This is a genomic window from Pseudomonas sp. FP2196 (assembly GCF_030687715.1).
In the GTDB taxonomy this organism is placed as follows: domain Bacteria; phylum Pseudomonadota; class Gammaproteobacteria; order Pseudomonadales; family Pseudomonadaceae; genus Aquipseudomonas.
The window spans coordinates 1,755,811-1,775,163 of the sequence record NZ_CP117445.1 but is presented as its reverse complement, the minus strand read 5'-3'; the positions used below and the strand labels follow the sequence as shown (position 1 = coordinate 1,775,163).

Genomic DNA, 19,353 nt, shown 5'->3' with positions numbered 1-19,353 from the left:
CGCCACTTCAATCAATCGGCGCAGCACTCGAAGACTGTCTGGAGCACAACAGAGCAAGACCGGTGCCGTTCATCACCGCACCAGCCTCGTTCGCAGTGTCCCCACACTGCCTTCAGCGCGCTCGCCACTCCCCCAAACGCCCCCGCAAACGGGCCGCGCACTGGCTGTGTAACTGGCTGACCCGCGATTCACTGACGCCAAGGACTTCACCGATCTCCTTGAGGTTCAGCTCTTCGTCGTAGTACAGCGCCAACACCAGTCGCTCACGCTCCGGCAAATTGGCAATCGCGTCCGCCAGCGCCGCCTGGAAGCGTTCATCTTCCAGATCGCGTGACGGCTCAAGATGAGCACTGGCGCCATCCTCGTGCAGCCCTTCGTGTTCGCCGTCCTGCAACAGGTCGTCGAAACTGAAGAGGCGGCTGCCCAAGGTGTCATTCAAAATCCCGTAGTAATCGTCGAGACTCAATTGGAGTTCGGCCGCAACCTCGTGATCTTTAGCATCACGGCCGGTTTTAGCTTCAATTGCGCGAATCGCGTCGCTGACCATACGGGTATTGCGGTGAACCGAGCGTGGCGCCCAGTCCCCTTTGCGCACTTCGTCGAGCATCGCGCCGCGGATTCGAATGCCCGCGTACGTTTCGAAACTGGCGCCTTTGCTGGCGTCATATTTGGTCGAGACTTCGAGCAGACCGATCATCCCGGCCTGGATCAGATCCTCGACCTGCACACTCGCCGGCAATCGCGCCAGCAGGTGATAGGCAATGCGTTTTACCAGTGGCGCGTAACGCTCGATCAACTCGTACTGCGCGTCACGTGCCGACTTCTTGTAGTAATTCATACCGCTGGCGGTCATAGCACAGGCCCTGCCGTTTGCTGCACGAGGCGTTCGACGAAAAACTCAAGGTGGCCGCGCGGGTTGGCAGGCAGCGGCCAGGTGTCGACCTTCTGGGCGATCGCCTTGAACGCCAGCGCGCACTTGGAGCGCGGGAAGGCTTCATAGACCGCACGCTGCTTCTGCACGGCCTTGCGCACGCTTTCGTCGTAAGGCACGGCGCCGACGTATTGTAGGGCCACGTCAAGAAAGCGATCCGTGACCTTGGTCAACTTGGCGAACAGGTTGCGACCTTCTTGCGGGCTCTGGGCCATGTTGGCCAGGACGCGGAAGCGGTTCATGCCGTAATCGCGATTGAGCAACTTGATCAGGGCGTAAGCGTCAGTGATGGAAGTCGGCTCGTCGCAGACCACCAACAACACTTCTTGCGCGGCGCGAACAAAACTGACTACCGAGTCACCAATACCCGCAGCGGTGTCGATCACCAAAACGTCGAGATTGTCGCCGATGTCACTGAAGGCCTGAATCAGACCGGCATGTTGCGCCGGGCTGAGGTGAACCATGCTCTGGGTGCCGGACGCAGCGGGCACGATGCGGATCCCGCCCGGGCCTTGCAACAAAACGTCGCGCAGCTCGCAGCGGCCTTCGATCACGTCGGCCAGCGTGCGTTTGGGCGTCAGGCCCAGCAGAACGTCGACGTTCGCCAGCCCCAGATCGGCGTCCAGCAGCATGACCCGACGGCCAAGCTCTGCCAGCGCCAGAGACAAGTTCACTGACACATTAGTCTTGCCGACGCCACCTTTGCCGCCGGTCACCGCGATCACCTGTACGGGATGCATGCTGCCCATGTTATTTCTTTACCTTGTCTTGCATAGACGGAGGCCACATTACTGGCTGCGCGTTCACAACCGGAACAATGCGTGGCAGACCATCGATGTAGGTACAAAAACTGTTCATGAATACCTCAGCCTACCTGCTTGGTCGGGCTGTGATAGATATCAGCGAACATGTCAGCCATGGCTTCTTCGCTGGGTTCTTCCTGCATTTGCACGCTGACGGCGCGGCTGACCAGTTGATGACGGCGCGGCAGATGCAAATCATCCGGAATCCGTGGGCCATCGGTCAGGTACGCGACCGGCAATTCATGACTGATCGCCAGGCTCAACACTTCGCCAAGGCTGGCCGTTTCATCCAGTTTAGTCAGGATGCACCCGGCGAGCCCGCAACGCTTGTAACTGTGATAAGCGGCGGTTAGAACCTGTTTCTGGCTGGTGGTTGCCAAGACCAGATAATTTTTTGAACGAATGCCACGGCCGGCCAGGCTTTCGAGCTGCATGCGCAGGGCCGGATCGCTGGCTTGCAGGCCGGCGGTATCGATCAGCACCACGCGTTTGCGCAGCAGCGGGTCCAACGCCTGAACCAGCGACTGGCCCGGATCGACGTGCGTCACCGGCACGTTGAGAATCCGGCCCAGCGTCTTCAGTTGTTCCTGAGCACCAATGCGGAAACTGTCCATGCTCACCAGCGCAACATTCTGCGCCCCGTACTTGAGCACATAGCGCGCAGCAAGCTTGGCCAGCGTGGTGGTCTTGCCCATGCCGGCAGGGCCGACCATCGCAATCACACCGCCCTCTTCCAGAGGCTCGACTTCCGGTACGGCGATCATCCGCGCCAGGTGCGCCAGCAACATGCGCCAGGCCTGACGAGGTTCTTCGATATCAGTGATCATCGCCAGCAAGTCGCGCGACAACGGGCCGGACAGACCGATCCGTTGCAGACGGCGATACAGGTTGGCTTGTGCCGGACGGCTGCCCTGAAGCTGATTCCAGGCCAGGGTGCCGAGCTGGACTTCCATCAGCTCGCGCAGGCTGTTCAATTCAAAACGCATCGAATCCAGTGCACGCGGATCCACACCGCCAGACGCTTGCGCAGGGGCCGGAGCCGGACGCGCCGGGGCCGCGTAAGTCGGTTCGCTCAAAGGCTCGGCAGCGGTCAGCGGCAGGCCGGCGGTCAACGGCAGCCCGGCAAAGATCTGGCGATTGCTATTGCCGTCAGCTTCGCCACGCAGGCTCAACTCGGCCTGGGCGGTGACGATGCGCGACTGGGTCTTGCGCAGTTCATCCTCGAGTTCCATGTTCGGAACCCGTGGCGCCAGCGCCGACAGCTTGTAATCCAGCGCCGCCGTCAGCTCGACGCCGCCGGCAATGCGGCGGTTGCCAATGATGGCGGCATCAGCGCCCAGCTCATCACGAACCAGCTTCATGGCCTGACGCATATCGGCGGCGAAAAAACGCTTAACTTGCATAAACCACTACCTCAGCCGTTGGGCCCTACTGTCGCAACGATCGTCACTTGCTTGTTGTCCGGGATTTCCTGGTAGGCCAGCACGTGCAGCCCCGGAACTGCGAGGCGACCGAAGCGCGAAAGCATCGCGCGAATCGGGCCTGCTACCAACAGGATCACCGGCTGACCTTGCATTTCCTGACGCTGCGCCGCTTCGATGAGCGACCGTTGCAGCTTCTCGGCCATGCTTGGCTCCAGCAGAACGCCCTCTTCCGAGCCTTGTCCTGCCTTCTGCAGACTATTGAGCAATATCTGTTCCAACCTTGGCTCCAGAGTGATAACTGGCAGCTCAGACTCAGTGCCTACAATGCTTTGGACGATGGCGCGGGATACGCCGACCCGCACAGCGGCCACCAACGCGGCGGTATCTTGACTCTTCGCGGCGTTGTTAGCGATAGCTTCGGCAATGCTGCGGATATCGCGTACCGGCACGTGTTCGGCCAACAACGCTTGCAGCACCTTGAGCAACTGCGACAACGACACCACGCCCGGCACCAGCTCTTCCGCCAGTTTCGGTGAGCTTTTGGCCAGCAATTGCATGAGTTGCTGCACTTCCTCGTGGCCAATCAGCTCACTGGAATGCTTGTACAGAATCTGGTTCAAGTGGGTCGCAACCACAGTGCTCGCATCCACTACGGTGTAACCGAGGGATTGCGCCTGCGCCCGTTGGCTGATTTCGATCCACACCGCTTCCAGACCGAAAGCCGGATCTTTGGCGTTGATGCCGTTGAGTGTGCCGTAGACCTGGCCCGGGTTGATCGCCAGTTCGCGATCCGGGTAGATCTCGGCTTCAGCGAGGATCACGCCCATCAGGGTCAGGCGATAGGCGCTAGGCGCCAGATCGAGGTTGTCACGAATGTGCACAGTGGGCATCAGGAAGCCCAGATCCTGCGAGAGCTTCTTGCGCACGCCCTTGATCCGCGCCAGCAGTTGCCCACCCTGATTGCGGTCCACCAACGGGATCAGGCGATAACCGACTTCCAGGCCGATCATGTCAATCGGGGTCACGTCGTCCCAGCCAAGCTCCTTGGTTTCCATGGCGCGGGCTGGCGACGGCAGCAGCTCCTGCTGACGCTTGACCTCTTGCAGCGCCTGCACCTTGACGACGTTTTGCTTCTTCCAGAACAGATACGCGCCACCGGCGGCCAGCGCAGCCATGCTCAGGAACGAGAAGTGCGGCATGCCCGGCACCAGGCCCATGACCGCCATCAAACCAGCAGCCACCGCCAGCGCTTTCGGCGAAGCGAACATCTGACGGTTGATCTGTTTGCCCATGTCTTCCGAACCGGAAGCACGGGTTACCATGATCGCCGCTGCTGTTGATAACAACAGTGATGGCAATTGCGCCACCAAACCGTCACCGATGGTCAGCAAGGCGTAAACCTTGCCGGCGTCGGCGAAGGTCATGTTGTGCTGAAAGATGCCGACAGCCATGCCGCCGATGAGGTTGATGAACAGAATCAGCAGGCCGGCGATGGCGTCACCACGGACGAATTTGCTGGCACCGTCCATCGAACCGTAGAACTCGGCCTCCTGGGCGACTTCCTGACGGCGCGACTTGGCCTGATTCTGGTCGATCAGACCCGCGTTGAGGTCGGCGTCGATCGCCATTTGTTTGCCGGGCATCGCGTCGAGGGTGAAGCGCGCGCTCACCTCGGAAATCCGCCCGGCACCCTTGGTCACCACGACGAAGTTGATGATCATCAGGATCGCGAAGACCACGATACCGACCACGTAGTTACCGCCGATCACCACTTCACCGAAGGCCTGAATCACCTTACCGGCAGCAGCGTGGCCGTCCTGACCGTGGAGCATCACCACCCGCGTCGATGCCACGTTCAACGCCAGCCGCAACAGGGTCGCGACCAGCAGAATCGTCGGGAACACCGCAAAATCCAGCGGCCGCAGCGCGTAAACGCAGACCAACAGGACGACAATCGACAACGCAATGTTGAACGTGAAGAACACGTCCAGCAGGAACGGCGGGATCGGCAGCATCATCATGGCCAGCATGACCAGCAGCAACAATGGCACGCCCAGATTGCCTCGACTGAGGTCGGCAACATTAGTGCGTGCGGTGTTGAATAACTGAGAGCGATCCACCGGTTTTCCCCGTTCCTTTAAAGCAAACTTTTGACGCCCAGAGCGGGCTCACGGCGGCTATTGCAAGAAGCCTTCCAACTTTTGCGATTGATTGAAACAGAGAGGGAGGTGTACGCGACCACTGTAGGCCTTCGCCTGCTCGCGACGAGGACTTTTCAGTCAATGCATTTACATCAGACAGACCGCTATCGCGAGCAGGCGAAGGCCTACAGGGGACCGCATTGCAGATGTCAGATTGAAATGCCTTCCAAACTGTGGGAGCGAGCCTGCTCGCGAAGGGGCCAGTGAAGTCGGCGCAAATCGCCTTTTAAACTCAGGTGTTTAAAAGACACTTTCAGACACGCCTTCCAGGCTACAAATTCTTGCGCCATTGCCTACAGCTACGCCAGAATCCGCCGGCTTGTGCGCTTTGGGGTCGGGTTCTATTGTGGTCCGGTCGCTGACGAATCAGCGATCGGGTTTAGCGACCCGGATCAGATTAAAGGTGCATCAGCGTCCCAGGCTTCGTTGCGGATCTGTATTTTCGCGATTTCGTCATGGTGGCTGTATGCGGGAGACCTTCGGGTCTGCCGGGTGCCTTTGACCGGTTCGCTAACCTGCGTACAGCCGCCACCCTCCCTGTTTAGCGACAGGTTGTAGCGGCTCCACTTCAAAGGAGCTTCACCATGATCAAACCAACACCCAACCCGCCCGAAACCGACTCCACCTCGCCCTACGAATCCCTCGACTCAAAAAAACTCCACGAAGCCGCCGACCGCGCGCTCGATCACTACCTCTGCCCGCCCGGCTCCACCCCACCGCCCCGTAGAACCCGCAGAATGTACGCCGCTACCGCAGACTTCAAAAACGAGGAATTGCTGGCCGATGCCTGCGAAACCCTCGCCTCGGCAAAAACAATCGCCAATGACTTCGCCCATCTCATACCCGCGTCGCAGCGCAGGACGCTGCTGGGGATCGCACAACTGATCATGCTCGGGGAGTTGGCGGTGAACCGGGTGCTGGACAATCTGCAATTGCCGGACTGACGACAGCGCGCTGAACACCCGCTGAATTTTCGATGTCAATTCCGGCCTGCAAGATCAACAGATCGCAGCCTTCGGCAGTTCCTACAGGGGTTCATCGCAACTGTAGGAGTTGCCGGAGACTGCGATCTTTTTTGCTTCAAACGCTTGTTACTGCGCCGTCAAAATCTGGCCGGGAGCAATATTACCGAAGCTGAGTTGCCGGCTATTGATGTATCGCGTCCCCCTGAACATCTGCAGACCTTCAACCTCAACCTGATCCTCATGGGCGTACATCAACACGACCTTGGTTTCCGGCGCCATCCCCCAAGACTCCTTCGCATGACCTTCCAGCAGATTGAGCGCCCATTGAAAGCGAATGACCGGCAAATCCTCGATTTCAATTTGACGAGCCTGGTCCAGCAACCGGAAGTCATGTTGTGCGGTAACTCGCAGCTTGCGCTCGACAATGCCAAACACTGGCTTGCCGTAGCGCATCTCCAGATCATTGGTGGCGGCCCACTGATCCATGTAGTTGCCTGGCGAGGTGAACAGTTCGAACAAGGCTTCGTTATCGCGAATATTGCCCGCCGAGGAAAAGAGGTAGTTATAGGAATAGTGATAAGCCAGGCCGTCCAGCTCAGGTCGAATCGCATTGACCGGGCTATTCAGATAACCCGGACTGTAAACATTGGCCATTTGCACGAAGTGGGTGAAGTCCAGATCCATATCGAAGGACACCGTGTAACGAATGGCCCGCTCCTCGGGACGCTGCTCCAGTCGCCCTGACACATATTCCAGTGTCATGCCCTCAAGCTTTCTGTAGATACGTTCTGCCATGATTGCGCCCTCTGCGTTACGGGAGAATTCCCGAACACATGTGAACGCCACCACAGCTCGGCGTCTACTGTCAGAACTGACAGGAAAGCCCGACTTTCAGACAGACGGCATCAAGAATCGCGCCGCAGATCCGGCGGAATCGGCAAATCGTCCTTGAGCGGATCCGGACGCTTGCCCTTGCCGGCGCGATGTTGGCGGATCTGATAGACGTAGGCCAAGACCTGGGCTACCGCCAAGTACAGCCCACCGGGGATTTCCTCATCAAGTTCGGTGGAGTAGTAGATCGAACGCGCCAGCGCTGGCGACTCGAGGAGCATGACGTTGTTGGCCACGGCGATTTCGCGAATCTTCAACGCCAGGAAATCGCTGCCTTTGGCCAGCAGCAATGGCGCCCCCCCCTTCTCGGCGTCGTATTTGAGTGCCACCGCGTAGTGGGTCGGGTTGGTGATGATCACGTCGGCATCGGGAATCGCCGCCATCATCCGCCGCTGGGACATTTCGCGCTGGGTCTGGCGGATGCGCTGCTTGACCTCCGGCCGCCCCTCTTGATCCTTGTGCTCGTCACGCACTTCCTGCTTGGTCATCTTGAGCTTTTTCATGCTCTCCCAGATCTGCACCGGGACGTCGACCGCCGCGATCAGGATCAACCCGCAGGCCATCCACAACGTGCTCCAACCCACCAGCAACACGCTGTGAATAATGGCTTGGTCCAGCGGCTCATGGGCGATACGCAGCAAGTCGTCGACATCGGCAGACAACACCACCAGCGCCACGGCCAGCACGATGAAAAATTTGGCCAACGCCTTCAGCAACTCGACGATGGCTTTCATCGAAAACATGCGCTTGAGGCCCGCGCCGGGGTTCATCCGGCTGAATTTGGGTGCCATGGTGCCGGCGGAAAACAACCAACCGCCGAGGGCAATCGGACCCAACAGCGCGGCCAGCAACAGGGTAATCATGATCGGCTGAATCGCCACCAGCGCGAGCTTGCCGGAATGCATCAGAAAAGTACCCATGGAGCGCTGATCCATGATCACTTCGCGCGGCAGCGAGAAGTTCATGCGCATCAAATCCATCAAGTCCTGCGCCAGCATGCCGCCAAACACCAGCAGAGCACCGGCACCGGCCAGCATCACGGCCAGGGTGTTGAGCTCTTTGGAGCGCGCGACTTCACCTTTTTCGCGGGAGTCCTTTTTGCGCTTCTCCGTGGGGTCTTCTGTTTTGTCCTGACCGCTTTCGCTCTCAGCCATGACTCAGCGCGCCTGTGCCAGTTCGCGTAAAAACTGCAAGGCCTCGGTGGCCAGCGGTTGATACTGATTGAGAATGTCCGCCAGGCCGACCCAGACGATGAAGAGGCCGAGCACCAAGGTCAGCGGAAAACCGATGGAGAAGATGTTCAACTGCGGCGCCGCGCGGGTCATCACACCAAAGGCGATGTTGACCACCAGCAACGCCGTGATCGCCGGCAGCACCAGCAATAATGCTGCGCCGAGCACCCAGCCGAGTTTGCCGGCGAGCTCCCAATAGTGTGTCGTCATGAAGCCGCTGCCAACGGGCAACGTGGTGAAGCTTTCCGTGAGGACTTCGAACACCACCAGATGGCCGTTCATCGCCAAGAACAGCAGGGTCACCAGCATGGTGAAGAACTGCCCGATCACCGCCACCGACACACCGTTGGTAGGGTCGACCATCGAGGCAAAGCCCATACCCATCTGGATCGCGACAATTTGCCCCGCCACCACGAACGCCTGAAAGAACAGCTGCAAGGAAAACCCCAGCACCGCGCCAATCAGGATCTGCTCGCCAATCAGCAGCAACCCGCTCAGATCCAGCGCATTGACCGGTGGCATCGGTGGCAGATTGGGCGCAATCACCACCGTGATCGCCAACGCGAAATACAAACGAATACGCTTGGGCACCAGCGTCGTGCCGAACACCGGCATGACCATCAGCACCGCACCTACGCGAAACAACGGCAACATGAACGTCGCCACCCAGGTACTGATCTGGGTGTCGGTCAGCTGAAGCAGCGATTGCATGGCTTAGCCGATGACCATCGGAATGTTGTGATACAGCTGAATGATGTATTCCATGAAAGTCTGCACCAGCCACGGGCCGGCGACGATCAGGGTGACCAGCATCACCAGCAGACGCGGGAGAAAGCTCAGGGTCTGTTCGTTGATCTGCGTCGCGGCCTGGAACATCGCCACCAGCAGACCGACCAGCAGACTCGGAATCACCAGCACCGCAACCATCATGGTCGTCAGCCACAGTGCTTCGCGAAAGATGTCGACCGCGACTTCCGGCGTCATGGCGAGACACCTCCAAAACTGCTGGCCAGCGTACCGATGATCAGTGCCCAGCCATCCACCAGCACGAACAGCATGATTTTGAACGGCAGGGAAATGATCAGCGGCGAGAGCATCATCATACCCATCGCCATCAGCACACTGGCCACGACCAGGTCGATGATCAGGAACGGAATGAAGATCATGAAACCGATCTGGAAGGCGGTTTTGAGCTCGGAAGTCACAAACGCCGGCACCAGAATCGTCAGCGGCGCCTGATCCGGGGTGGCAATGTCGGTACGCTTTGACAAGCGCATGAACAGCTCAAGATCGCTGGAGCGAGTCTGTGCGAGCATGAAATCCTTGATCGGCACCTGGGCCTTTTCCACTGCTTGCTGAGCGGTGAGTTTTTCCGCCAGATACGGCTGCAAGGCATCGTTGTTCACCCGGTCGAACACCGGCGCCATGATGAACAGGGTCAGGAACAGCGCCATACCGGTGAGGATCTGGTTCGACGGGGTCTGCTGCAAGCCAAGAGCCTGACGCAGGATCGAGAAGACAATGATGATCCGGGTAAAACTGGTCATCAGCATGACGAACGCCGGGATGAAACTCAGCGCCGTCATGATCAGCAGAATCTGCAGGCTGACCGAATACTCCTGCGCGCCATCGGCGTTGGTGCCCAGCGTGATCGCCGGGATCGACAACGGATCGGCGGCGAATGCCAGCGGCGCAGCCAGCAACAGGGCCAGCGTCAAGACGATGCGTAGCGCACCCATTACTTCTTATCCTTCTGATCCTTGCCGAGAATCTTCAGCAGTTGCTGGGCAAATTCCGGGGTCGCTTTCTCGGTCGTGGTCGGCACTGGCACCGGCTCCTTCAGCACGTGCAGCGCAGTGATGGTGCCGGGGCTCAAGCCGAGCAGAATCTGCTCGTTGCCGACCTGAACCAGCATCAACCGGTCACGCGGACCGAGCGCGCGGGAACCGATCAGCTCGATCACCTGCCCCTTGCCCGCCGGCCCTGCCTGTTGCACACGGCGCAGTAACCAGGCGAGGAAGAAGATCAAGCCCAAGACCACCAGCAGGCCCAGCACCAGTTGCGTCAATTGCCCGGCCACGCCGCTGCTGACCATTGGCGCGGCAGCAGCAGGCGCGGCGGCGCTGGTAACCGGCTCGGCGGCCAGCACGCCCAAAGGCAATGCCAGTAGAACCCAGAGAAACCTTTTCACTCAGCGCAGCTTCTTGATGCGTTCGCTTGGGCTGATCACGTCGGTCAGGCGGATGCCGAACTTCTCGTTGACCACGACCACTTCGCCGTGAGCGATCAGCGTGCCGTTGACCAGTACGTCCAGCGGCTCACCGGCCAGACGATCAAGCTCGATCACCGAACCCTGGTTCAGTTGCAGCAGGTTGCGGATGTTGATGTCGGTGCTGCCCACTTCCATCGAGATGGACACCGGGATGTCGAGGATCACGTCAAGGTTCGGACCGTCCAGCGTTACCGGATCGTTGCTCTTCGGCACGCTGCCGAACTCTTCCATCGGCAGACGGTTGGAGCCCGACGCACCGGCGTCGGCCGCCAGCAGCGCATCGATGTCGGCCTGGCCGTCACCGGTTTCTTCCAGGGCCGCAGCCCATTCATCGGCCAGTGCCTGATCGTCCTGGGCGTTCATATCGTCGTTCATCATTTGTCCTCGGCGGGCAACAATTCAGCTAAATGTGTGGGGGTGAGAGCGCCGCTTCAGCGACGCTCGATCGGCTCGATCACCTGCAACGCGAGGTTGCCTTTGTGCGAGCCCATCTTGACCTTGAAGGCCGGCACGCCGTTGGCGCGCATGATCATGTCTTCCGGCATCTCGACCGGGATCACATCCCCCGGCTGCATGTGCAGGATATCGCGCAGTTTCAACTGGCGGCGGGCCACGGTGGCGCCGATCGGTACGTCGACATCGAGCACGTCCTGACGCAGGGCGTTGACCCAGCGCTCGTCCTGATCGTCGAGGTCCGACTGGAAACCGGCGTCGAGCATCTCGCGCACCGGCTCGATCATCGAATACGGCATGGTCACGTGCAGATCGCCGCCACCGCCGTCGAGTTCGATGTGGAATGTCGACACGACAATCGCTTCGCTCGGGCCGACGATGTTGGCCATGGCAGGGTTTACTTCCGAGTTGATGTACTCGAAATTGACCTCCATGATCGCCTGCCAGGCTTCCTTCAAATCGACGAAGGCCTGCTCCAGCACCATGCGCACTACGCGAAGTTCGGTCGGGGTGAACTCACGCCCTTCGATCTTGGCGTGACGGCCGTCGCCGCCGAAGAAGTTGTCCACCAGCTTGAACACCAGTTTGGCGTCGAGGATGAACAGAGCGGTGCCGCGCAACGGTTTGATCTTGACCAGGTTGAGGCTGGTCGGCACGTACAGCGAGTGCACGTATTCGCCGAACTTCATCACCTGTACGCCACCGACGGCAACGTCCGCCGAGCGGCGCAGCATGTTGAACATGCTGATGCGGGTGTAACGGGCAAAACGCTCGTTGATCATTTCCAGAGTCGGCATGCGTCCACGGACGATGCGATCCTGGCTGGTCAGGTCGTAGCTTTTGACACTGCCGGGTTCGGCAGCGTTATCGGTCTGTACCAGACCATCGTCGACGCCATGCAACAGCGCGTCGATTTCATCCTGGGACAGCAGATCCTGCACGGCCATGTCGTGTTCCTACTGCAATACGAAATTAGTGAAAAGCAACTGTTCGATCACCACTTTGCCCAGCTCTTTCTGCGCCACTTCCTGCACACTCGCTGTGGCCTTCTGGCGCAACATCTCCTGCCCGACCGGGGTCGCCAACGTGGCGAAATCCTGACCGGAGAAGAGCATCACCAGGTTGTTGCGGATCACCGGCATGTGCACTTTGAGCGCTTCCAGATCAGCCTGATTACGCGCCAGCATGGTGATGCTCACCTGCATGTAGCGCTGACGGCCGTTCTGGTTGTAGTTGGCGACAAATGCCGGTGCCATCGGTTCGAAAATCGCCGGCTGCTTGCCGACCGGCGCAGCATCTGCGGCCTCGGCAGGCTTGCTCTGGGCACTGTGCATGAAGAACCAGGTCGCCCCCACGGATGCGCCAATGGCCAACAGCAACGCCAGCACGATCACGATGATCAGCTTGAGTTTGCCTTTGGTCGCGGGGTCTTTTACTGCTGCTGTTTCGCTCTTCGCCATGCCAATAATCCGTCACTATTCGGGTTTTCACAGTCGCACGGCAAGGCAAGAGCAAGTGTTATGCCAGAAGTGTCGGCGCGTTGGAGGAGTGGGATGGGTGAATCGATGCAAGCCCTGTGGGAGCTGGCTTGCCAGCTCCCACAGGTTTTCGCGGCGCGTTTGATCAGGCGTAGAAATCGACGGCGCTGGTGCCGATCACGCTGGTGGTTTGAGCAGCCGCTTCAGCAATGGCGGCAGGTGCCAATTCTTCATCTGCCGAATCCAGTCGACCACCCGCAGCGCTGGTACGTCCACCCTGCCCCTGCTGCTCCTGCCCTTGCTGACCCTGCCAGCCACGGTTCTGGTCAGAGACATTGACGTCGACCTGCCCCATGCCTTGCTGGGTGAACATGTCACGCAGGCGATGCATCTGGCTGTCGAGTGCTTCACGCACGCTTGGATGCGCGCTCATGAACGTCACCTGAGTCTGCTGGTCCGGAACCATGTTCACGCGAATATCCAGACGCCCCAACTCGGCCGGCTGCAACTGAATGTCAGCCGCTTTCAGACTGGTACTCGACAGATACATGACGCGGTTGACCACTTCCTCTGTCCAGCCGCTTTGATTCATGGCGATCGGCTGATTCACCGGCACAGCGTTCGCGGTCTTCGGCGTCGCGGCTTGAGTCAGCGCCGCCAGACGGTTGGCGAAGTCATCCACGCGGGTGTCGCTGGTGGCGGATTTCAAGTCTTTCAGACCGTCATCGATCAATCCGCTGAAAGCTTTCTCGCCACCCTGACTGGTGCTGTCCTTGTCGGCCTGCACGTCTAGCATGCTCGCCATGCCAGCGGCGAAGTTCTGTGCCGAGGTCAATTCGCCATCGGCCTGGGTCTGGGCGGGTGAAGCTTTCGGCTGGGCCTGACTGGCGGCGGAAATGTGCCCGCCCTGCTCCATGGCCATGCGCACGGCAGGCAAAGCATCGAGGGGATCGGCCGAAGGATCGAAATCGCTGTCGGTCGTGGGCGCAGGCTCCTTGGCGACACTCGGCAACACGGCCAGCGCGGGAGTTTCGGTTTTTGGCTCGGCAGCCGTTTCGACAACCGGGACCGCCTCGACCGGCGTGGTCACAACCGGCTGAACGGCTTCTGCCAACGCCGGCTCCAGCGTCGGGTCAACCGGAGCGGCATCGGCCACCGGGGTCTCTGACGTATCAGCGGTATCGTCGCTGGTGGCGGTCTTGTCGTCGGTCGATGCCGGCTTGTCGGCAGGCAAGGCATTGCCGCTATCGGCAACTGCTGGCTGCGTATTGGCCGGTTGATCCTTGCCGACATCTTTCTTGCCACTGTTGTCGGCGACCTTGTCGCGCGCCGATTTCAAAGGACTGTCTGCCGTCACGGCAGACTTGCCCGGCCCTTGATCGGCAAACACCTGAGCGAAGCTTGAGGCCTTGTCCCCGGCGTCTGCGGCCATTGCCGACGTTTTGGTCGAGGCGGCTTGCGCCTTGGCCTGAGCGGCGGTCTGAAGAAGAATGTTAGGGGTCGCAGGCATGAAACGGTCTCCGCTGCACTGGGATCGTAGGTACAGTTGGCGAAGTTAATTGCAAGTACCGGGCCAGTTTTGCCCGACGACTCAGAAAAGCGCCGGACGGCGGAAATCAGTGTATGTGAGCATGCTGCCGCTCGTCTTCGTAGACAGGGAGAACCTGTTCAAACTCGCCGCTGATGTCGGCGACGAGCTGGGCAATTTCCGAGTGACTTTTATATTTGGCTTCGGCTTCCAGCTCGTGGCACAACTCGGCCAGCCGAATAGCGCCCATGTTGCTGGCGCTCCCCTTGAAGCTGTGGGCAACGTCCGCTAACGCCTTGGCATCGACAGTTTTCTGAAGCTCGCCCAAGCGGGCTCTGGAATCGCTCAGGAACGTATCCAGCAACTCCGGATAACCATCTTCCATGACGTCGCGCAATGCGCTCAGTGTGTCGCGATCCACGTGTTGGTCAGTCACTTGCTCACTCCTTGATCAAGAATTGCGCGGATTATGCCTCAACCTCCCAGAAAAACTCCACGTGGGCACTACGACCTTCGTCCGACCAACTGGCGTTATGCCCCAATTGCCGGACCAGGCTGACCCCGCGCCCCGACAAACGGACACCGTCCAGCGGCCGTTCCATCACCCGTCCCACATCGAATCCTTTGCCGCTGTCGTCGACACGAATGCCCAGACAACCGCCCTCGCCTTGCGGCTTCACCTGCAAATGTACGCGCACATAGCCGTCCTGCAAGGCCTCCAGACGTGTGTTGCGCTGCTCATAGTAGCGGGCGAATCCCGCAGCATCGCGCTTGAGGCTGGAATCGAGCCCCAACACGCCGTGCTCCAGCGCATTGGAATACAACTCGGCGAGCACGCTATACAGCGCGCCGCTTTGCGCACGCAACCCATGCACCTCCTGGAGCACCTGCAACAAATACGGCAACGGATTGAAACGCTTGAGCGTGGCACCACGAAACTCAAAGCTCACCGACCAGTCCAGCGGGGACGACTGGCCGCTGTCGGAGTACACCGGCACCGCCGGATTGACCTGCGTCGGCTCCAGCAGGCTCACCTCGACCATGCTCACATCGTCGCGCGCCTCACCGCGAAAATGCCGCAGCGCCTGCTCGATGTCCTCGAACAGGCAATCCGGCTCGCGATTGGCGGCAAACACCTGTTGCAAGCGTTCAACGCCGAACAATTGATCGCTGGCATTGCTGGTGTCGATCACCCCGTCGGACAACAGAAAGACCCGATCACCGACGGCCATCGGATAGACCTGAGTACAGTCATCAAATGCCTGCGGACTCAACACACCCAACGGCAGATGCCGTGCAGTCAACGGCATGCGCTCACCGCTGGCGATCCGATGCAGATAGCCGTCAGGCATGCCGCCGTTCCACACCTCGACTGAACGTCTTTGAGCGCTCAGGCACAACAGGGTTGCGCAGCAAAACATGTCCACCGGCAAGATGCGCTTGAGCTTGGCGTTCATCTCGCGCAGGGTTTCAGCCAGGCCGTAACCCTTGGCCGTCATGCCGTAGAACACTTCGGCCAGCGGCATCGCCCCGACCGCAGCCGGCAAGCCATGACCGGTGAAATCGCCGAGCAGTACATGCATGTCCCCCGCTGGCGTGTACGCCGCCAGCAGCAGATCACCGTTGAACAGCGCATAGGGCGATTGCAGATAGCGGATATTCGCCGCGCTCAGACAGCCGGAATGCGCGACCTTGTCGAACACGGCTTTGGCGACGCGTTGTTCGTTCAGCAGGTAATCGTGATGTTTGGCGATCAGATCGCGCTGCTGCAGCACGGTCGCCTGCAGGCGGCGCAAGCGATCCATCGCCTTGATTTTGGCGGCAAGGATCACTTGATTGTAGGGCTTCGCCAGAAAGTCGTCGCCACCGGCCTCCAGACAACGGGCCAGCGCTTCGCTTTCGGTCAGCGAGGTGAGGAAGATGATCGGCACCAGCGTCTCGCCCGCCAGCGCCTTGATCTGCCGCGCCGCCTCGAAACCATCCATCACCGGCATCATCGCGTCCATCAGGACAAGGTGGGGTTGTTGGCGGCGGAAGACGTCGACCGCCTCGGAACCATTGGCCGCCGTCAGGACTTCATGGCCCTGACGACGGACGATGGTTGAGAGCAGCAGCCGGTCGGCGGCGCTGTCTTCGGCGATCAGGATCGTCAGCGGCTCGGCTTCAGCCTGCATTGCGTTTATGCCACGTCGAAAATTTGTTCGAAGTTCGAGATCGCAAGAATCTTGCGTACGTCGGCATTCGCATGGGTCAAGGTGATTTCGGCATTTTCGCCGCCCGCATGATCACGCAATAACAACAGCATGCCGAGCGCGGAACTGTCGAGGTACGTGGCGTCTTTCAAATCCACTTCAATGGACCCGGGTTTCGGTGTCAGATGCTCGTAGGACTCCCGAAACTCCTGATGCTTGGCGAAATCGAATCGCCCTTTGACCGAAATCGTCAGTTTTTTCCCATCCTGAGAGACTTCTGTAACGACTGACATTGACTGGCTTCCTTGTCATTGAAGAACGTGTACAAGGTTTAGCACTTGGACAGGGTTGGGGCAAGGTTGGAAGCCAGATCAAAACGGATCGTGTCGAGGCAAACGCTGAGACAACTCATCCAATAATTTCTGCTCGCGCTTGTCTTCGAGGCGCTGAGCCTCGTCGCGATAACGCTGCACCAGTTTGCGCAACCCCTCGACACGAGCGAACGCTTGCTGCCAAGCCTCCCGCGCCTTGTCCAGGTTGTTCTGGTGCCAGACCAGGCTTTGGCGTTGCTGATCGACGGCGGTGTCGAGTTGTGCCAGAAAGCCCTGAAAGCCGAGCAGCCATTGGCCGCTGACGCCGGTGCTGCCGCGCACGATCCACTGTTGCGAATAATCCAGACGAAAGGCGTGCAAGTCAGCGAGTTTGCTTTCGGCCACTTTGACCTGCCCCTGGAAATACCCGAGGCGTTGCACGGCGGCTTTTTCGGCCTTCTCGGCCATGTCCACCACCGGCACCAGACGCGCGGCTCGACTCTGGGCCATGGCGAGTTAGCCGCCAGGAGCCGGAGCAAAGATCGAGGCCAGCTGATTTGCACTGGCGCCCATGTTGATGTTGTCGTTCAAGCCCTGACGCAGGTACATCGACATCGTCGGTTGCAGCTGGATCGCGGTGTCGGTTTCCCGGTCACCACCGGCCACATAAGCACCGACACTGATCAGGTCGCGACTCTGCTGATAGCGCGACCAGTACTGCTTGAACATCTGCGCATGGTTCATGTGCTTGATGCCGACCACCGCCGGCATCACCCGGCTGATCGACGCTTCGATATCGATGGCCGGATAGTGACCTTCCTCGGCCAGACGCCGCGACAGCACGATGTGACCATCGAGCACACCCCGCGCCGAGTCGGCGATCGGGTCCTGCTGATCATCGCCTTCGGACAACACGGTGTAGAACGCGGTAATCGAACCCCCGCCCTTCTCGGCATTACCGGCGCGCTCCACCAGTTTCGGCAGTTTGGCGAACACCGATGGCGGATAACCCTTGGTCGCCGGTGGTTCGCCGATGGCCAAAGCGATTTCCCGCTGGGCCTGGGCGAAACGGGTCAACGAATCCATCAGCAACAGGACGTTTTTGCCCTTGTCGCGGAAATACTCGGCAATGCGCGTGCAGTACATCGCCGCGCGCAGACGCATCAGCGGCGCATCGTCCGCCGGGGACGCCACCACCACTGAACGCTTAAGGCCTTCTTCACCGAGGATGTGTTCGATGAATTCCTTAACTTCTCGACCCCGCTCACCGATCAGACCAACGACGATAATGTCGGCCTCGGTAAAGCGAGTCATCATGCCCAGCAACACGGATTTACCGACACCGGTACCGGCGAACAGACCGAGACGCTGGCCACGCCCGACCGTCAACAAACCGTTGATGCAACGGATGCCGACGTCCAGCGGTACGCTGATCGGATCACGGTTGAGCGGGTTGATTGTCGGGCCGTCCATCGGCACCCAGTCTTCGGCTTTCATGCCGCCCTTGCCGTCCAGCGCGCGACCGGCGCCATCGAGTACACGACCGAGCATGCTCATGCCCATCGGCAGGCGACCGGTATCGGCCAACGGCACCACGCGGGCGCCCGGGGCAATACCGGCGACGCTGCCGACCGGCATCAGAAAGACTTTACTGCCCGAGAAGCCCATGACTTCCGCTTCCACCTGCGAGGGGTGATAGCTGTCGTCGTTGATCACCAGGCAGCGCGTACCCATGGCTGCGCGCAGGCCTTCGGCTTCGAGAGTGAGGCCGACCATGCGCAGCAGGCGACCTTCGAGAATCGGCGCGCCAGCCATTTCTGTGGCTTCGGCATAGGTGCTGAGGCGCTTGGCGAAGCTGGTGCGTTCAAGGCGCATCGGGTTCGTCCGCGAGCGGCTCGTCAGGGATGGCGGCCGATTTGGATTCTTCGGGGATATCCAGACTCAGATCCGCTGCAGCCGGGTGCAGGGCCTGTTCGTGCAACTGGTCGAACAGCTTGTCCATGACCTGAGTGACGCGGGTTTCAATGCTCGCGTCGATGCGGCTGTGCGCAGTTTCAACCCGGCAACCGCCCGGCAGCAAGGACTCGTCTTCGACGATGCGCCAGCTTTCCTCATGACGTTCACGCAGGGCTTTGGCCTGTTCGAAGTCCTGCGGATTGACGTACAAACGCACATTGTCGACGCCCAGCGGCAACAGCTTGAGGGCGTCGCGCATGACATGTTCGATCTGGCTGGAGTCGATGGCCAACTCGCGCTTGATCACCTGTTTGGTGATGTGTTGCACGAGATCGACCAGCGACTTTTCAATTTGTGTGTCTTGCTCGGCGATGGGCTCGAACAAATGCCCCATCAACTGCTCAAGGCTGGCGAGTTTCGCCGCCAGAGCCACTTCGGCCTCTTGGCGCACCTTGAGCGTGGCGCTGTGAAAACCTTCTTTTTCACCTACGGCGAAACCCTCGTTGTAAGCCTCCTGACGGATGCTTTCGAGTTCTTCCAGGGTCAGTGGCTGGACTTCTTCCAGCGGCACTTCTTCCATTTCCGGCGGTTCAGGCTCCGGTTCCGGCTCGGGCTCCGGTTTCGGCGGATCGAAGCTGGGCAGCGCCCAGGATTCGAAACCACGGACATCGCGGGCACGGATCAGATCCGTCACATCGTCATCGTGCTTATCCATG

21 protein-coding genes are annotated in these 19,353 nt (G+C 59.8%); 1 reads left to right on the top strand and 20 read right to left on the bottom strand.

All coding sequences use genetic code 11. The annotated features are described in order from the left end of the window. Positions 1-112: 112 nt before the first annotated feature. The 4 genes from fliA to flhA all read right to left on the bottom strand — a co-directional run bounded on the left by fliA (position 113) and on the right by flhA (position 5,278). A complete protein-coding gene (gene fliA, locus PSH79_RS08020; protein WP_003222919.1) occupies positions 113-853 on the bottom strand; it encodes an RNA polymerase sigma factor FliA in 741 nt (246 codons plus the stop codon). Continuing rightward, positions 850-1,680: a flagellar synthesis regulator FleN gene (fleN, locus tag PSH79_RS08015; RefSeq protein ID WP_003222917.1), complete on the bottom strand. Its 831-nt coding sequence runs from the start codon at positions 1,678-1,680 to the stop codon at positions 850-852. The genes fliA and fleN overlap by 4 nt, the downstream gene beginning before the upstream one ends. Before the next feature lie 116 nt (positions 1,681-1,796). Continuing rightward, entirely contained in the window at positions 1,797-3,137 is a 1,341-nt protein-coding gene (flhF, locus tag PSH79_RS08010) for a flagellar biosynthesis protein FlhF (protein WP_305442068.1), read from the bottom strand. Between the two features lie 11 nt (positions 3,138-3,148). After that, a complete protein-coding gene (flhA, locus tag PSH79_RS08005; RefSeq protein WP_187677392.1) occupies positions 3,149-5,278 on the bottom strand; it encodes a flagellar biosynthesis protein FlhA in 2,130 nt (709 codons plus the stop codon). A 665-nt stretch (positions 5,279-5,943) separates the two neighbouring features. Between flhA and PSH79_RS08000 the strand changes: the two genes are divergently transcribed. After that, positions 5,944-6,303 (top strand): hypothetical protein, encoded by a 360-nt coding sequence (locus tag PSH79_RS08000; RefSeq protein WP_305442067.1) that lies wholly within the window; start codon positions 5,944-5,946, stop codon positions 6,301-6,303. A gap of 147 nt (positions 6,304-6,450) precedes the next feature. Here the strand turns inward: PSH79_RS08000 and PSH79_RS07995 are convergent, their stop codons facing one another. The 16 genes from PSH79_RS07995 to fliH all read right to left on the bottom strand — a co-directional run bounded on the left by PSH79_RS07995 (position 6,451) and on the right by fliH (position 19,352). Continuing rightward, the gene (locus tag PSH79_RS07995; RefSeq protein WP_305442066.1) at positions 6,451-7,119 is read right to left on the bottom strand and encodes a hypothetical protein; all 669 of its coding nucleotides are present in this window, start codon (positions 7,117-7,119) and stop codon (positions 6,451-6,453) included. 110 nt (positions 7,120-7,229) lie between these two features. Continuing rightward, positions 7,230-8,369 carry a flagellar biosynthesis protein FlhB gene (flhB, locus tag PSH79_RS07990; protein ID WP_305442064.1) on the bottom strand — a complete coding sequence of 380 codons (1,140 nt, stop codon included), beginning with the start codon at positions 8,367-8,369 and terminating at the stop codon, positions 7,230-7,232. Between the two features lie 3 nt (positions 8,370-8,372). Then, positions 8,373-9,158, bottom strand: a complete 786-nt coding sequence (fliR, locus tag PSH79_RS07985) for a flagellar biosynthetic protein FliR (RefSeq protein ID WP_305442062.1) — start codon at positions 9,156-9,158, stop codon at positions 8,373-8,375. Between the two features lie 3 nt (positions 9,159-9,161). Further along, complete coding sequence (fliQ, locus tag PSH79_RS07980; RefSeq protein WP_008077662.1) at positions 9,162-9,431, bottom strand: flagellar biosynthesis protein FliQ; 270 nt, start codon at positions 9,429-9,431, stop codon at positions 9,162-9,164. Then, positions 9,428-10,186, bottom strand: a complete 759-nt coding sequence (gene fliP, locus PSH79_RS07975) for a flagellar type III secretion system pore protein FliP (protein ID WP_123465773.1) — start codon at positions 10,184-10,186, stop codon at positions 9,428-9,430. The genes fliQ and fliP overlap by 4 nt, the downstream gene beginning before the upstream one ends. Beyond that, entirely contained in the window at positions 10,186-10,638 is a 453-nt protein-coding gene (fliO, locus tag PSH79_RS07970; RefSeq protein WP_305442060.1) for a flagellar biosynthetic protein FliO, read from the bottom strand. Before fliO ends, fliP begins: the two co-directional genes overlap by 1 nt. Next, positions 10,639-11,094, bottom strand: a complete 456-nt coding sequence (gene fliN / locus PSH79_RS07965) for a flagellar motor switch protein FliN (protein WP_370872611.1) — start codon at positions 11,092-11,094, stop codon at positions 10,639-10,641. Between the two features lie 56 nt (positions 11,095-11,150). Continuing rightward, complete coding sequence (gene fliM, locus PSH79_RS07960; protein WP_003222890.1) at positions 11,151-12,119, bottom strand: flagellar motor switch protein FliM; 969 nt, start codon at positions 12,117-12,119, stop codon at positions 11,151-11,153. Positions 12,120-12,128: 9 nt separating this feature from the next. Beyond that, the gene (gene fliL, locus PSH79_RS07955) at positions 12,129-12,632 is read right to left on the bottom strand and encodes a flagellar basal body-associated protein FliL (RefSeq protein WP_007920033.1); all 504 of its coding nucleotides are present in this window, start codon (positions 12,630-12,632) and stop codon (positions 12,129-12,131) included. 163 nt (positions 12,633-12,795) lie between these two features. Further along, complete coding sequence (locus tag PSH79_RS07950; RefSeq protein WP_305442058.1) at positions 12,796-14,160, bottom strand: flagellar hook-length control protein FliK; 1,365 nt, start codon at positions 14,158-14,160, stop codon at positions 12,796-12,798. Between the two features lie 106 nt (positions 14,161-14,266). Beyond that, positions 14,267-14,614 (bottom strand): Hpt domain-containing protein, encoded by a 348-nt coding sequence (locus PSH79_RS07945; protein WP_305442057.1) that lies wholly within the window; start codon positions 14,612-14,614, stop codon positions 14,267-14,269. Positions 14,615-14,645: 31 nt separating this feature from the next. Continuing rightward, on the bottom strand, positions 14,646-16,352 hold the full coding sequence (locus PSH79_RS07940) for a SpoIIE family protein phosphatase (RefSeq protein ID WP_305442056.1): 1,707 nt from the start codon (positions 16,350-16,352) through the stop codon (positions 14,646-14,648). Between the two features lie 5 nt (positions 16,353-16,357). After that, positions 16,358-16,663, bottom strand: coding sequence for an STAS domain-containing protein (locus PSH79_RS07935; protein WP_305442055.1), 306 nt, complete (start codon positions 16,661-16,663; stop codon positions 16,358-16,360). Positions 16,664-16,741: 78 nt separating this feature from the next. Further along, entirely contained in the window at positions 16,742-17,191 is a 450-nt protein-coding gene (gene fliJ, locus PSH79_RS07930; protein ID WP_305442054.1) for a flagellar export protein FliJ, read from the bottom strand. Positions 17,192-17,197: 6 nt separating this feature from the next. Then, positions 17,198-18,556 carry a flagellar protein export ATPase FliI gene (fliI, locus tag PSH79_RS07925; RefSeq protein ID WP_187677380.1) on the bottom strand — a complete coding sequence of 453 codons (1,359 nt, stop codon included), beginning with the start codon at positions 18,554-18,556 and terminating at the stop codon, positions 17,198-17,200. Beyond that, entirely contained in the window at positions 18,546-19,352 is an 807-nt protein-coding gene (fliH, locus tag PSH79_RS07920; RefSeq protein WP_305442052.1) for a flagellar assembly protein FliH, read from the bottom strand. The genes fliI and fliH overlap by 11 nt, the downstream gene beginning before the upstream one ends. Position 19,353 lies beyond the last annotated feature (1 nt).

What these genes read in the sequence shown, in the direction of transcription:
- fliN (WP_370872611.1), bottom strand. Translation starts at nt 11,094, where the DNA reads ATGAACGACGATATGAACGCCCAGGACGATCAGGCACTGGCCGATGAA.
- PSH79_RS08000 (WP_305442067.1), top strand. Translation starts at nt 5,944, where the DNA reads ATGATCAAACCAACACCCAACCCGCCCGAAACCGACTCCACCTCGCCC.
- PSH79_RS07995 (WP_305442066.1), bottom strand. Translation starts at nt 7,119, where the DNA reads ATGGCAGAACGTATCTACAGAAAGCTTGAGGGCATGACACTGGAATAT.
- flhB (WP_305442064.1), bottom strand. Translation starts at nt 8,369, where the DNA reads ATGGCTGAGAGCGAAAGCGGTCAGGACAAAACAGAAGACCCCACGGAG.
- fliI (WP_187677380.1), bottom strand. Translation starts at nt 18,556, where the DNA reads ATGCGCCTTGAACGCACCAGCTTCGCCAAGCGCCTCAGCACCTATGCC.
- fliA (WP_003222919.1), bottom strand. Translation starts at nt 853, where the DNA reads ATGACCGCCAGCGGTATGAATTACTACAAGAAGTCGGCACGTGACGCG.
- fliH (WP_305442052.1), bottom strand. Translation starts at nt 19,352, where the DNA reads ATGGATAAGCACGATGACGATGTGACGGATCTGATCCGTGCCCGCGAT.
- fliR (WP_305442062.1), bottom strand. Translation starts at nt 9,158, where the DNA reads ATGCAATCGCTGCTTCAGCTGACCGACACCCAGATCAGTACCTGGGTG.
- PSH79_RS07935 (WP_305442055.1), bottom strand. Translation starts at nt 16,663, where the DNA reads ATGTCAGTCGTTACAGAAGTCTCTCAGGATGGGAAAAAACTGACGATT.
- fliM (WP_003222890.1), bottom strand. Translation starts at nt 12,119, where the DNA reads ATGGCCGTGCAGGATCTGCTGTCCCAGGATGAAATCGACGCGCTGTTG.
- flhF (WP_305442068.1), bottom strand. Translation starts at nt 3,137, where the DNA reads ATGCAAGTTAAGCGTTTTTTCGCCGCCGATATGCGTCAGGCCATGAAG.
- fleN (WP_003222917.1), bottom strand. Translation starts at nt 1,680, where the DNA reads ATGGGCAGCATGCATCCCGTACAGGTGATCGCGGTGACCGGCGGCAAA.
- fliJ (WP_305442054.1), bottom strand. Translation starts at nt 17,191, where the DNA reads ATGGCCCAGAGTCGAGCCGCGCGTCTGGTGCCGGTGGTGGACATGGCC.
- fliQ (WP_008077662.1), bottom strand. Translation starts at nt 9,431, where the DNA reads ATGACGCCGGAAGTCGCGGTCGACATCTTTCGCGAAGCACTGTGGCTG.
- PSH79_RS07950 (WP_305442058.1), bottom strand. Translation starts at nt 14,160, where the DNA reads ATGCCTGCGACCCCTAACATTCTTCTTCAGACCGCCGCTCAGGCCAAG.
- PSH79_RS07940 (WP_305442056.1), bottom strand. Translation starts at nt 16,352, where the DNA reads ATGCAGGCTGAAGCCGAGCCGCTGACGATCCTGATCGCCGAAGACAGC.
- fliP (WP_123465773.1), bottom strand. Translation starts at nt 10,186, where the DNA reads ATGGGTGCGCTACGCATCGTCTTGACGCTGGCCCTGTTGCTGGCTGCG.
- fliL (WP_007920033.1), bottom strand. Translation starts at nt 12,632, where the DNA reads ATGGCGAAGAGCGAAACAGCAGCAGTAAAAGACCCCGCGACCAAAGGC.